Origin of the sequence: Streptomyces tauricus (assembly GCF_014650955.1) — a bacterium.
GTDB classification, from domain to species: domain Bacteria; phylum Actinomycetota; class Actinomycetes; order Streptomycetales; family Streptomycetaceae; genus Streptomyces; species Streptomyces tauricus.
On record NZ_BMVY01000012.1, the window covers coordinates 1 to 13,753 of the forward strand.

The following is a 13,753-nucleotide window of genomic DNA, read 5'->3' on the forward strand; positions in this document are numbered from 1 at the left end:
CAGCCGCGCGCCCACGACCTGCCGGGCGTCGGCGCCGGTCAGGTCGCCGCCGGGCAGCAGCCAGCCGGCCAGTGCCAGGCAGGGCGCGACCAGCAGGCCGAGGGCGGTCGCGGAGAGGCGGTCACCGACCGCGCGGCTGGCCGAGCCGGCGCCCGCGAGCAGCAGCAGGCCGGTCACGGCCGCGTAGGCGACCCGGGAGAAGCCGGAGTTGGCGGTGCCGGGCCACAGCACCAGCGCGAGGGCGGCCACCACGGTGGCCACGGCGGTGCCGACCAGGAGCGCGCGGGCCGCCTCGGGGTGCCAGGTGTTGAGGCGCCGGCCCGCGGTGTCGGCTATCCCGTCCACCAGGTCGTCGAGCCGGGCCTCGGGCAGCGCCTCGGTGTGCGGGCGCAGATAGAGCACGGCGCCGTCGGAGAGCCCGGCGTGGGCGAGGGTGGTCTCCTCGTCGAGCGGTGCGTCGCCGAGTTGCTGGAGCACCCAGCCGGCGTGGTCGAGCCCGGCTTCTTCCGCCTCTTCGCCGACATAACGCAGCAGCGTGGGCAGCAGATCGGCGACCGGTACGTCGGCGGGCACGGCCAGATCGACGGAGACGCTCGGCGCACGTACGGTCAGGCGGCACAGTTCGGCCACAGCGCTGTCGGTCATCAGCTGAACTCTCGTCTTCCGTGGGGACTTTGGCAGGAGGACTTCCCCGGGACGGTGGGTGGGCCTCCCCGGGAGAGGGATGTGCGAAGAGTACGGAAGGCCCGCGAGCGGTCGGGATCGGGGGTGCCGGACCGGTGAATTTCGTCCGCGCGGGCTGCGACCGCCCCTCCCGCGTGGACAGGTCGCGTTCCGTGAATGCAGACTACTGCCTACGCCCGCCGGATCGTGCTGCGGACCGGACTCATTGTCCGGTATGGAGTTGTCCAACACGGGAGTTGACCGTCCCCGCTATCCGCTCGAAACATTCACCCCGCCTTCCGCGGATCACGCGGGACCCGGAGAATGGGCTCGGTGCGGTCTTTACCACTGCCGGGTGCGCCGGTATTCGGTGCGGGCCGGAAAGCCAGTAAAACCGGAGGTTCTGTTCCTTGAGTGTCGTGCTGTTTCGCCGGCCGGCCCGCAGACGCGGACCGCAGATGCCCGAGGGGCAATTGACCCTTCAGGAGCCACCGGTCCTCGCCGAGACCGTGCCCGACACCTCGGCGATATGGACCTATTTGCCGATGGCACTGATGTCGGTGTCGATGATGCTGATGTTCCTGCGCCCCGGCGGCGGGAACGGCGTCTTCATGTATCTGGCGATGGGCGTCATGGCGCTCTCCGCCGGTGCGATGCTGCTGGGGCAGCTGATGCGCCGCTCCAGCGAGCGCAAGCAGCGCCTGAAGGGCGAACGGCGCGACTACCTCCGGTATCTGGCGCAGACCCGCAAGCGGGTCCGGTCCACCATCACGGAGCAGCAGCGGGCGCTCGCCTGGCGCCACCCCGACCCCGCCTCGCTGCGCTCGCTGGCCCGCACCTCCCGGCTGTGGGAACGCCGTCCGGCCGACGAGGACTTCGGCGAGGCGCGGCTCGCGGTCGGCGAGCAGCAGCTCGCGCTCACCCTGCAGCCGGTCTCCACCCGCCCGGTGGAGGACCTCGAACCGCTCTGCGCGCACGCCCTGCGCCGTTTCATCCGCGCCTACTCCACCGTCCCCGAGCAGCCCCTCGGTCTCTATCTGCGCTCCTCGGCCCGGGTGCTGGTGCGCCCGGCGGAGGCTCCCGGCCAGGCGGCACCCACCGAACCGGGCGTGCCCCCGCAGGGGGAGAGCGGCACGGCCGGGGGCAGCATCCCGGCGGAGGGCCCCGGCGCCGAGGCCGTACGGGCCCTCGTGCGCGCCGCGCTCGCCCAGCTCGCGGTGTTCCACGCGCCCGAGGAGCTGTGGATCGCGGTCTGTGTCAGTGACGAGCGGCGGCCCGACTGGGAGTGGGTGAAGTGGCTGCCGCACGCGCTGCACCCGCACGAGGAGGACGGCGCGGGCCAGGTCCGCCGGATCACCGCCGAACTCACCGAGCTGGACGACCTGCTCGGCGCCGAGTTCGCCGAGCGTCCCGGCTTCGACGCGGATGCCCGCCCCGGCCGTGACGAGCCGTACACCGTCGTCGTCCTGGACGGTGTCAGTGTCCCCGAGGGCCATCGCTGGGAGGGGCACGGCTATCGCAACGCCGTGGTCATCGACGTCTCCGGGTCGCTGCGCTGGAAGCCCGGCCGCAACACGCTGCGGCTGACCGTCGGGCCTGACCAGGTGAGTCTGGTGCGCACCGACCGCAGCCGCAAGGAGCGTTCCGTGGCGCTCGGCCGCCCCGACCGGCTCGGCCCGCTCGGCGCGGAGTCGCTGGCCCGGCTGCTGACCGCCCGCCGGATCAGCCTGGGCACGGACATCTCGCAGCCGCTGGAGACCGACGTCGAACTGACCACGCTGCTCGGCATCCCCGACCTGCACCGGCACGACCCGCAGACCCTCTTCAGCAAGCACATCGGCTCCGCCCGGCTGCGGGTGCCGGTCGCGGTCGGTGTGGACGGCCGCCCGGTGGAACTCGACATCAAGGAGTCCGCGCAGGGCGGTATGGGCCCGCACGGCATGCTCATCGGCGCCACCGGCTCCGGCAAGAGCGAACTCCTGCGCACCCTGGTCCTCGGCCTCGCCCTGACCAACTCCTCCGAGACCCTCAACTTCGTCCTGGTCGACTTCAAGGGCGGCGCCACCTTCCTCGGCCTGGAGGAACTTCCGCACACGTCCGCCGTCATCACCAACCTCGCCGACGAGGTCGCCCTGGTGGAACGTATGCAGGACGCCCTGCACGGCGAACTCATGCGCCGCCAGGAACTGCTGCGCTCCGCGGGCAACTACACCTCCGCCCTGGAGTACGAGCGGGCCCGCGCCGCCGGGGCCGACCTCGCCCCGCTGCCCAGCCTGTTCGTGGTGGTCGACGAGTTCAGCGAACTGCTGTCCACGCACCGCGAGTTCATGGACCTGTTCGTGATGATCGGCCGCCTCGGCCGCTCCCTCGGGGTCCATCTGCTGCTCGCCTCGCAGCGCCTGGACGAGGGCCGTATGCACCAGTTGGAGAGTCACCTCTCGTACCGCATCGGTCTGCGGACCTTCTCCGCCATGGAGAGCCGCGGTGTGCTGGGTGTGCCGGACGCCTACCAGCTCCCGGCCTCGCCCGGCAACGGCTATCTGAAGTCCGGTGTGGAGGCCCTGACCCGGTTCCGGGCCGGCTACTCCTCGGGCACCTACCGGCGGCGTACCGGCGCCGTGGTCCAGGCCCGGGTGGCCAGCCAGGTGGTGCCGTGGACCAGCGGCTGGGTGGTGCCCCGCACGATCGAGGCGTCGCCCGAACCGGAACCGGAGACGGAGGAGAGCGAGGAGGACGAGGAGACCCTGCTCGCCGTGGCCCTGGACCGGCTGCGCGACTCCGGCCCCGCCGCCCACCAGGTGTGGCTGCCGCCGCTGGACGAGCCCTCCCCGCTGGACGTGCTGCTGTCCGGCATCACCCCCGACCCGGTACGCGGCCTGACCGCCGCCAACTGGTCCGGCACGGGCAGGCTCCGGGTGCCGGTCGGCCTGGTGGACAAGCCCTTCGAGCAGCGCCGCGACCCGCTGGTCGTGGACCTCTCCGGGGCCGGCGGCCATGTCGCCATCGCGGGCGGTTCACAGAGCGGCAAGTCCACGCTCATGCGCACCCTGATCGGTGCCCTCGCCCTCACCCACACACCTGCCGAGATCCAGTTCTACTGCCTGGACTTCGGCGGTGGCGGTCTCTCGCAACTCGCCGCGCTCCCGCATGTCGGCGGCGTCGCGGCGCGCCTCAACCCGGAGCGGGTGCACCGGGCGGTCGCCGAGGTCATGACGCTGCTCGCCCGGCGCGAGCAGTTCTTCGTGGACCACACCATCGACTCCATGCAGTCCTACCGCCGGCGCCGGGCCGCCGGGGAGTTCCCCGACGAGCCCTTCGGCGATGTGTTCATGGTGGTCGACGGCTGGTCGACGGTCCGCCAGGACTACGACGACCTGATCCAGAAGTTCAACGAACTGGCCGCGCGCGGCCTCAACTACGGCATCCACCTGCTCATCACCACCACCCGCTGGGTGGAGCTGTCCGCCCAGGTCCGCGACCAGGCCGCCACCCGTCTCGAACTGCGGATGGGTGACCCGATGGACTCCGAGATCGACACCCGCAAGGCCCGTTCGGTGCCGCGCAGCGGTGGTCGCGGCATCACCGCGGACACCAAGATGCACTTCCTGGCCGGGCTGCCCCGCCTCGACGGCAGCGGCTCCCTCGAAGACCTCGGCGACGGCGTCGGACATCTGGTCGCGGAGGTCGCCAAGCACTGGCCCGGGGCGCCCGCCCCGCAGGTCCGGATGCTGCCGCACCGGCTCCCGCTCTCCGAGCTGCCCGCGCCCGAGTCCACCGAGGGCGACGGCATGCGGCTGCCCCTCGGTATCGACCAGGACGCCCTGGAACCGGTCTGGCACGACTTCAGCCGCACCCCGCACCTGGTCGTGGTCGGCGACACCGAGAGCGGCAAGACCAACCTGCTGCGCCGCATCACGGAGGGCATCACCACCCGGTACTCGCCCACCGAGGCGAAGATCATCGTGGTGGACTACCGCCGCACGCTGGTGGACACCGTGCCGGAGGAGTACCGCATCGGGCACGTCATCTCCCTGGACAACCTCAAGGAGACCATCGAGGGCGCGGCGCGGGCGATGAAGACCCGTGTGCCGGGGGCCGACATCGCCCCGGGCCGGATGCGCAAGTGCGACTGGTGGACCGGCCCGCGGCTGTTCATCCTGGTCGACGACTACGACATGGTCTCCGGCAGCTCCTTCCAGAGCCCCATGGAGCCGCTCTTCGAGTACCTGACGCTCGGCTTCGAGATGGGGCTGCACCTGGTCGTCGCCCGCAGTGCCATGGGCGCGGGCCGGGGTCTCAGCGACGGTCTCATCCGCCGCCTCGACGAGGCCAACAACCCGGCGGTCCTGCTGTCCTGCCCGCCCACGGAGGGCCGCCTCTTCGGCAACGCGAAGCCGCGGAACCTGCCGCCGGGCCGGGCCCTGCACATCGCGCGCCGCCGCGAGCGTCTGATGCAGACGGCGCTGGTGGACGAGCCTGCGCCTCAGACTGACTGAGGGCAAAGGATTGCGCCGTTCCCCGCGCCCCTCGAAGGGGCGCGGGGAACGGCGCAATCCTTTGCCCTTGGAGGGCGCGCAGCCGACAGCCCGCTCAGTCCTCCTCCACGGCGGCCGGGGTGGCCGCTCCCGCCCTGGCCGGCCGCCACCCCCGTGCCCGGGCCCTGGGAAGGGCGAAGGCTCCCCACAGAACGGCAAGCACGCCACCCGTGCCGAGGACCACGAAGAGCGTGGCCCGATCGGTGGCCCGGTCGGCCCCGGACGTGTCACGAACGGTCACGGGATCGGCGGCCCGCTCCACCCCGCCGGCCGCACCGGAGTCACCGAGCACCGTGGTGACGGCGGCGTACGCGTCGAGCTGCGGGATGTCCGCCGGATAGGCGGTCGCGGTCACCCGCCGGGCCACCTCGTCGGCCGAGTCGTCGGGCCGGGCGGCCCGCACCGCCGCCACCGCCCCGGCGGCGTACGCGGTCGCCACGGAGGCACCCGCGCCGAGGTAGTGCCCGTCACCCCGCGGGCCGCCGGAGACCACCCCGGCGCCGGGGGCGACCAGATCGACCCCGCTCGTGCGCAGCGCGTTGTCCGGCCGGACCCCGGCGGGCAGCATGTCGGCGACCGACAGGACACCGGGTTCGGCGGCCGGCCAGTAGCTACGGGCCGGGATCTCGTCGTTGGCACCCCGTGGCGGATCCGGCGTCGCCGCGGCGACCACCACCGCACCCGCACGGCGGGCGTCGGCGACCGCGCGCGTCAGCTCGGCGTCACGGCGTGGCAGGGCCACCGGGACCGCGATGACCTCGGCGTCGGCCTCGATCGCGGCCCGTACCGCCGCCACGACCAGGGCGGAACTCGCCTGACCGCGCTGGTCGGTGCCGCGCAGGGCCAGGATCTTCGCGCCCGGGGCGACACCGGTCAGGCCCGCGCCGTCCCCGCCGTCCCCGTCGGCCCCGGCGATCAGGCCGGCCAGGAACGTACCGTGTCCGACGCAGTCGTCACCGGCCGTGCCCTCGGCGGTGACCCGGCCGTCGAGGCCCACGGCCCCGGTGTCGACACCGGTGTCGATCAGGGCGACGGTCACACCCGCACCGGTGCTGTACCCGTGCAGCCGGTCCAGATCGAGGCGCTGGCGCGACCAGTCCTGCTTCTTCGCCTTCTCGCGGGAGGCGGGGGTGCAGGGCGCGTCCGAGTCGATCGCGGAAGGCATGCCGGGCAGTTCCTGGCCCTTCTTCCCGTCGGCCGCCGGTACCCGTGACAGGGGTGCCGCCTGGGCCGGCAGGGCCGTGGGCAGCAGCAGGGCGGCGACGCAGCCGACCCCGGACAGCAGGCGGGCGGCCTCGCGGGCGGACGACCTCATCGGGGAGCCGCCTTCGGTGCCACGGCCACGACGTCGCCGGGAAGGAGGATGCGCAGATCGTCCAGGGTGGGCGCGGCCAGCGAACTGAGCCGTCCCGCCTGCCGGGTGACCATCGACTCGACCACCTGGCGGGCCAGCCGGGCGTTGCCGAAGGACCGGTCCCGGGGCAGCGACTCGAAGTACTCCTTGAGCAGCGGGCCGGTGCCGGGTCCGCACTCGTAGCCCATGTTCGCGGCCTGGGTCCGCACGATGGTGACCAGTTCCTCCGAGGAGTAGTCGGCGAAGGCGATCCGGCGCGGGAAGCGGGAGGAAAGGCCCGGGTTGGAGGCGAGGAAGCGCTCCATCTCGTCGGTGTAGCCGGCGACGATGACGACGACCTCGTCGCGGTGGTCCTCCATCAGCTTCAGCAGGGTGTCCACCGCCTCCTGTCCGAAGTCGGCGCCGTTGCCGCGCGGGGTGAGGGTGTACGCCTCGTCGATGAAGAGCACACCGCCACGGGCCTTCTCGAAGACCTCGCGGGTGAGCTGGGCGGTGTGCCCTATGTAGCGGCCGACGAGATCGGCGCGGGCCGCCTCGATCAGCTGGCCCCGCTGCAGGACGCCGAGCTGGGTGAGGATCTCCCCGTAGAGCCGGGCGACGGTCGTCTTGCCCGTACCGGGCGGGCCGGTGAAGACCAGGTGGTTGCTGAGCGAGGGCACCGGCAGCCCGGCGGCGGCACGGTGGCGGGCCGTGGTGATGAGGTTGACCAGGTCGGCGACCTCGCGCTTCACCTCGGACAGGCCGATCATGTCACCGAGGCGGGTCAGCGGGTCGTCGGCGGGGGCCGCGGTCTCGGCGGCCTTCGTGGCGGCGGTCGCGGAGACGTCGTCCGGGAGGAGCAGTCGCAGGTCGCGCTCGCCGACCTGCTGCTGGGAGGCGAGCCGGACCGCCTGTCTGTCCACCATCTCCTCGAACACCCCGCGCGCGGCACGGCCGTTGCCGAAGCCCGCGTCCCGGGGCATCGCCTCGAAGTGCGCGGCCAGCGCCGCCTCGGTGCCCTCACCCAGCTCGTACTGGTGCTGGGCGCACATGTTCTCCATGATGGCGACCAGTTCGGGCACCGAGTAGTTCTCGAACTCGACGGTCCGCGAGAACCGCGAGGCCAGGCCCGGGTTGGAGGCGAGGAAGGAGTCCATCTCGCGGGAGTAGCCGGCGGCGACCACCACCACGTCGTCGCGGTGGTCCTCCATCAGCTTGAGCAGGGTGTCGACCGCCTCGCGGCCGAAGTCGGCGCCGCCGTTGTTGCTGTCCGAGGTGAGGGTGTACGCCTCGTCGACGAACAGCACGCCGCCGAGGGCGCGTTGGAAGGTCTCGGTGGTCTTGATCGCGGTACCGCCGACGACCTGTGCGACCAGGTCGGCGCGGGAGACCTCCACCAGGTGCCCACTACGCAGCGAGCCCAGTTCGGCGAGGATCGCCCCGTACAGGCGGGCGACGGTGGTCTTACCGGTGCCCGGCGGCCCCGCGAAGATCAGGTGCCGGCTCATCGGCGGCGCCGACATGCCGAGTTGTTCACGGCGCTGGGCGAGCTGGGTCAGGTTGACCAGCGTACGGACCTGCTGCTTGACGTTCTCCAGGCCGATCAGCGCGTTCAGGGCGCCGAGCGGGCCCTCCGGGCGGTCCGCCGGGGGCGCGTCCGCGGCGCCGGAGCCGGCCGGGTCGGTGTTCTCGGCGCTGCCGGAACCCCAGGCGTCCCGCTTGCCGTTGCCGGTGCTGTTCAGGCCCTCCACGGCCAGCCGCTCGCCGGGGGCGGTCTGCACCAGACCGCCGCCCTCGTTCTCGCGGGCCAGGCAGTTCACCACGGAGACCGGGGCGGTGGACTCGACCCGGAAGCCGTCCTGGGCGCCACCGGACACCTCGCAGCCGCTGAGCGAGGCGAGCGCGCCCTCGCGGAGCAGGAAACCGTGGCCTCGGGGAGCGTGCACCGAGGTGCGGTTGGCGGTCAGTTCGCCTCCCGCGGCGACGATCACGCCCTCCTCGCCGGATATCTCGATGCGGAAGTCGCGGACGGTGACGTTGCCGCCGTCCTCCACGACCAGACCGCTGGTGGCCGTGTCGGAGACCCCGCCGCCGGCCAGGTACAGGGTGCTGCCGGAGGCCACACGTACGCCCGCGCCCTTGGGCCGGACGATCTCGCAGTCCTCGGCGCGGCCACGGGCGTCCTTGGAGGCCACGATGCCGTCGCCGGAGGGCTCCACCAGCCGGGCCCGGCGCAGCAGCGGGTTGGCGCCGCCGCGCACGGCGATCGCGGGCGAGCCGCCGATCACCTCCAGGTGGTCCAGCTCCGGCGCCGAGTCCTCCTCCAGGAGCAGCCCGGTCTGGTCGCAGTCGCGGACCGTCAGACCGGTGAGGGCCGGGGAGGCCGCCCCGGCGACCCGCAGGGCCGCGCCCTGCGCGCCGTCCACCCAGCAGTCCTCGAAGGTGCCGCGCGCCCGGTCGGTGACCAGCACGCCGTGTCCGCGGGTGCGCGAGACGCGGCAGCGGCGCAGCACCGGGTCGGTGCCCTTGGCCAGGACGATCCCGTTCCCCGACGAGCCGGTGACGCGGACGTCCTCAAGTGTCGTACGGCCCCCGCTGCTCAGGTGCACTCCGGTGCTGGTGTCGTGCACCACCGTGCGGATCACCGAGAGGGAGCTGTTCTCCTCCAGGGCGATGGAGGGCTTGTCGGTCGAGGAGATGTCGCAGTCCTCGACGGTGCCGCGGGACTCGCCGTTGGCGAGCAGGCCGTTGCCGCGGGCGTCGCGGACCGTGCAGCCGCGGACACGTGCCTCGCCCTGCTCGGCGAGGACGAGGCCGCTGGTGCCCAGGTGCTCGAAGGTGCAGGACTCCACGGTGGTGGGCGTGGTCGAGGTGACCACGATGCCGGCGCCCTGCGAGTTGCTCACCCGGCACTCGCGCAGCGCGATCGAGCCGGTGCCCCCGGCCAGCAGCGCGGTCCAGGCGGAGCCGATGACCTCGCAGCCGTCGAGCGCGGCCTGGCCGCGCCGCACGTCCACGGCCGGCTGCTCGGCGTCGCCGCCGCGCAGGGTCAGTTCGGAGAGCATCACGGCGTCGGCGCGCAGCGAAAGCACACTGCCCGAGCGCGGCCGGATCTCCACGGTGCCCCGGCCCTCTTCGGCAGTGAGGGTGACCCTGGTGTTGATCACCAGGTTCTCCGCGTACGTCCCGGGCCGGACGCTGATGAGCGCGCCGGTACGGGCAGCCGAGAGTGCCTCACCGATCGTCCGGTAACGATCCCGGTCCCCCGGACCGACCGTCAGTACCTGGCGCGACACGCACCAACCTCCTTGCCACGGGGGCTTCAGCTACGGGCGCCCCCTCACCGGGGGCGCGTGTCGGTGAAACCGACGGTGCCATCATGCCTCGCCCTGGGGCGGGCAGTTGCCGAGAGGGGTGCTCCCGGGTTCTCCGGGGCTCCTCTCGGGCTGCGGGCGCCTTGTCTCAGACGCTCCACTTCTGGTTGTCGGTCCCCGCGCAGCTCCACAGCTGCAGCCAGGCACCGGCGCCCCGGTTGTTGTCCTTGATGTCGACACACTTGCCGACGACGGTGTTGACCAGGTCGTGGCTGCCGTTCAGCACGAACTTCTGGGCGGCGTTGCCACTGCACCTGGCGATCTGGATGGGAGTGCCGTCGCTGTAGTTCGCGTTGGCCACGTCCATGCAGAGGCCCTTGATACGGATGGTGCCGTCGGAGGCGAACTGCCATTTCTGCGCGGCCCCGCCGTTGCAGTCCCACACGAACAGCTTCTTGCCGTCGCCGAAATCGCCGCCCGGTACGTCGACGCACTTGCCCGAGAGGTGACTGCGCAGGGAGACGGAGGCGCTGAGCGTCACCCCTGAGCCGGCCTTCGTGGACTGGCTCTTGCCCCCGCCGGACGTCGTCTTCCCGCCGCTCCGCTCCTCCGGCTGCGTCTTCCGGCCGGTGTCCTTCCGGGCGGTGTCCTTCTTCGAGCCGCCGTCGCTCGTGCCCTTGCCCTTGTCCTCGCCCTTGTCCTCGCTCTTCGCCGGGGCGGACGTGGCGGCGTTCTGGGCCGACTTGCCCGGCTGGACGGGGTCCTTCTTGCCGTCGGCCGCGGAACCGGTGTCGGGCGAGGTCTGCGCGAACTCGCCCGGTACGTCCCGGGCGTTCCCGCCCAGCACGGTTCCGGCCGACGCCGGTCCCCCGCGGTCCTTGTCGTCGTCCCCGCCGAGCATCAGCAGCGGCACGGACACGAGCAGCGCGCCCGCGACGGCGGCCCCGGCCAGCACCGCCTTGCCCGGCCGGCCCACGGGCCCGGTCTGCTGCTGCGGCCGGTCGATCGCGGTCGCCGTCATGGTCCGTACGAGCGCGGGGAGCCGGCTCTTGGCCGCGGCGGCGGCACCGGGCTCTGCCTCTGCCTCTGCCTCGGACCGATCACCAGCGGCTTCTCCGGCCTCGGAGTCGGCACCGGCCTCGGACCTGGTCCGGGCGGGCTCGGTCCCGGCCTTGGGCTCGGTCCCGGCTTCGGCTTGCGGCTCGGCCTCGGGCTCGGTGGTTTTGCCCTGGGGGGCGGGCCCTTCGGTCTCACCGGCCTCCGTAGTGGTCTTCACCGCTGCGGGCTCGGGCTGGGACCGGGGCTCGACGGCGGCGGTAGCGGTCGTGGCCGCCTCCTCGCCACCGGAACCGGAACCGGAAGTGGAACCGGAACCGGAACTCGGGGAGGCAGGGGGCTGCTCGGCCGAACGTGTCACGGGGTCCTCCCTGCGATGTGAGGGCTGTGGGGGATGTGGGGGTGGAGTTCAGGAGAACTGTCGGTCAGGGGCGGCGCGGTCACAGAGCCGGTGTCGACACGGTCCGCTGTGCCCGTACGGTCCCCTGTGCCGGAGGGAGCCTCGGGAACCTCCTCCGCGCCCGGTCCTCGTACGGGACCGAGAAGGCTGTCCGCCGGGACCAACAAGGGCGCGGCCGCTCCGGCGTTGACCATCAGCTGGGTGCCCGAACCGCTCAGTGACCGGGCCAGCTGCCGCGCCGGAAGCCTGCCATGGCGAAGTACCGGGGACATGAACTCGTGTGCCGGTGAGGTGAACAACAGGACCACCGGCGCACCGTCCTGACCGGTGGCGGTGAGCGGCCCGCCGTCCGGCGCGCGCACCACGGTCACCTCCGCCTCGGCGAGCGCCGCGAGTGCCTCGTCCACCGAGCCGTAACCGGTGGCGGCCCGTTGCGCCGCCGCGTCCACCGGGTCGGTCGGCTCCGGCCAGCCGAGCACCTGGGCCGAGGGCCGGTACGCGGGGTTGGCGCGGTACTCGCCCACGCCCCCGCTCTCGTCCGACTGCCACTCCCCCAGGACCGCCCACTCCGGCGGGGTCCGCTCCTCGGTCCACTCCGGGTCGACCATCCCGATCCAGTGACCAGGAGCCCGGCGGGCGGCGGCCCGTACGGCCTCGGGTATCTCGGGGATGTCCACAGCGTCCACAGTGTCAGCACTGTCGACGGTATCCGCGGTTTCCGTCGTGTCCGCTGTGCCGACGACAGGTGACTCGGTGACCGCGGTCGGGCCGGAACCTTCGGGCGCCACAGGCAAGTCGGACGCCACGGGCGAGTCTGGCACCACGGGCGAGGCGTCGTGCCTGCCCTCCTGCCGTTCTCCGGGCCGCATCTTCACCTGAACTCTTCGGTCCGTACGGATTGCTGGGTGCCGCGCCACACGCGCGCACGCCGATGCCGATATCGATCAGATCGGGGAGCCAACAGGATGCCACACGCGCCCCGTGCGTGGGGCGTTGGGGCAGGCCCGTATCGGGCGACCACGTGCCCGTTTGCTGCCCGGGTGGAGAACTTTCCGGGAGCAGTGAGGCGTGGGTGGACAAAGCGATGGGGCGGTTGGGACTGAGGGTGCTGCTGTCGCCCCTGCGACGGGCTAGGTTGGGTTCGCCATCGGACCCGTCCATGTACAAGTGCCCTGTACCGCCTTGTGCACGTGCCGTCCATCCGGACGTCCACGCCAGGCCCGTACGGGAATGCCTCGCAGCGCAGAGGGCATCGGATCGGTCCGCGGCCGCCACCGAGGAGGAGTACCGCATGTCCCCCCACCAGCACCACACCCCCGGCGCGAACGCGGAGGGGGCCGCCGCCGGCGCGGAGGAAGCCGAGTCCACACCCGCGCCCCCCGCGTCGTCGTCGGCACCGGACGAGCGGGCGCCGGCCCCTGCCGAGGCGCCGGAAGCCCCCGAGGCGCCGGAGGCCCCCAAGGCACCCGAAGCCGCCGAGGCGAAGTCAGGTGCTGCCCCGGCCGGGAAGAAGGGCACCACGCCGGACGCGGAGGGCGGCACCGACCCGGACGCGGACGGCGGCACCACCCCGGACGGAGAGACCGGTGCCGCCGCGGCCGGGAAGACCGCCGGTACTCCTGCCACCCCGTCCGCCTCGGCCGCTCCCGCCGAAGGCGTCGCCGTGGCGGTGGCCGTCGCGACGACCCCGCCGGGTACGAAGACCGGCACGGGGGTCAACAGCGGGCGCCCCCGCAAGCCGGTGCTGGCCGGGGCCGCGATCGCCGGCGCCGTCCTGATCGCCATACCGCTGCTGCTGGCCGGGAGCGCGCAGGACGACGGGCGCCCCGACACCAAGGGGCTGGCCGCGGAGGGTTCCGACACCGTCCTGAACGCGACCTCCGCACCCGCCGGCCTCGACGACTACGTGGCGGAGACGCCCAGTTCGTCCCCGCGCAAGGAGAAGAAGAAGGAGAGCGAGGCACCCCAGGTCGTCCCCAAGGCCGTCGCACCCGTGCCGGAGGCCAGGACGAGCAGCCCGGCCGCGAAGAAGTCGAAGGCCCCGGCCGCCAAGGAGAAGCCGAAGGCGGACCCGAAGCCGAACTGGGGCACCAAGACCGTCTACGCGACCACCGTTCTGCAGGCCAACCAGTCCTGGAGCACCAACCGCATCCGCATGGTCATGCAGGGCGACGGCAACCTCGTCGTCTACAACGAGAAGAACAAGCCGATCTGGGCGTCCATGACCTTCGGCAGCAACCACCGGGCGATCTTCCAGGAGGACGGCAACCTCGTCATCCACAACGGAGACGACCGCCCGATCTGGGCCTCCAAGAGCCACGGCCACGCGAACGCCCAACTGGTCCTGCGTGCCGACGCGAAGGTGGTCATCCTCCACAACGGCGCGGTCATCTGGTCGACCTGACCCCGCGCGGCCCGTCGCACGACCCACCAGGCCCCTGGTCCGTTCCCG

Annotated in this window: 7 protein-coding genes; 2 read left to right on the forward strand and 5 right to left on the reverse strand. The window is 72.6% G+C overall.

The features are described 5' to 3' along the window. Positions 1 to 645 (reverse strand): type VII secretion integral membrane protein EccD (gene eccD, locus IE278_RS19795; RefSeq protein WP_189774141.1); only part of this gene is annotated, 645 nt, incomplete at its 3' end. Positions 646 to 1,121: 476 nt separating this feature from the next. On the opposite strand from eccD, the gene eccCa reads away from it, so the two are divergent. Then, positions 1,122 to 5,159 (forward strand): type VII secretion protein EccCa, encoded by a 4,038-nt coding sequence (gene eccCa / locus IE278_RS19800; protein ID WP_189774143.1) that lies wholly within the window; start codon positions 1,122 to 1,124, stop codon positions 5,157 to 5,159. Positions 5,160 to 5,253: 94 nt separating this feature from the next. Here eccCa and IE278_RS19805 read toward each other — a convergent pair whose 3' ends face one another. The 4 genes from IE278_RS19805 to IE278_RS19820 all read right to left on the reverse strand — a co-directional run bounded on the left by IE278_RS19805 (position 5,254) and on the right by IE278_RS19820 (position 11,978). Beyond that, on the reverse strand, positions 5,254 to 6,513 hold the full coding sequence (locus IE278_RS19805) for a S8 family serine peptidase (protein WP_189774146.1): 1,260 nt from the start codon (positions 6,511 to 6,513) through the stop codon (positions 5,254 to 5,256). After that, complete coding sequence (locus IE278_RS19810; protein ID WP_189774148.1) at positions 6,510 to 9,827, reverse strand: right-handed parallel beta-helix repeat-containing protein; 3,318 nt, start codon at positions 9,825 to 9,827, stop codon at positions 6,510 to 6,512. The genes IE278_RS19805 and IE278_RS19810 overlap by 4 nt, the downstream gene beginning before the upstream one ends. Positions 9,828 to 9,993: 166 nt before the next feature. Then, positions 9,994 to 11,262, reverse strand: coding sequence for a ricin-type beta-trefoil lectin domain protein (locus IE278_RS19815; RefSeq protein ID WP_189774150.1), 1,269 nt, complete (start codon positions 11,260 to 11,262; stop codon positions 9,994 to 9,996). Next, a complete protein-coding gene (locus tag IE278_RS19820) occupies positions 11,259 to 11,978 on the reverse strand; it encodes a type VII secretion system-associated protein (protein ID WP_246570407.1) in 720 nt (239 codons plus the stop codon). The genes IE278_RS19815 and IE278_RS19820 overlap by 4 nt, the downstream gene beginning before the upstream one ends. A gap of 614 nt (positions 11,979 to 12,592) precedes the next feature. Here IE278_RS19820 and IE278_RS19825 point away from each other — a divergent pair. Further along, complete coding sequence (locus IE278_RS19825) at positions 12,593 to 13,705, forward strand: mannose-binding protein (RefSeq protein ID WP_189774154.1); 1,113 nt, start codon at positions 12,593 to 12,595, stop codon at positions 13,703 to 13,705. The last annotated feature ends 48 nt before the right edge of the window (positions 13,706 to 13,753 follow it).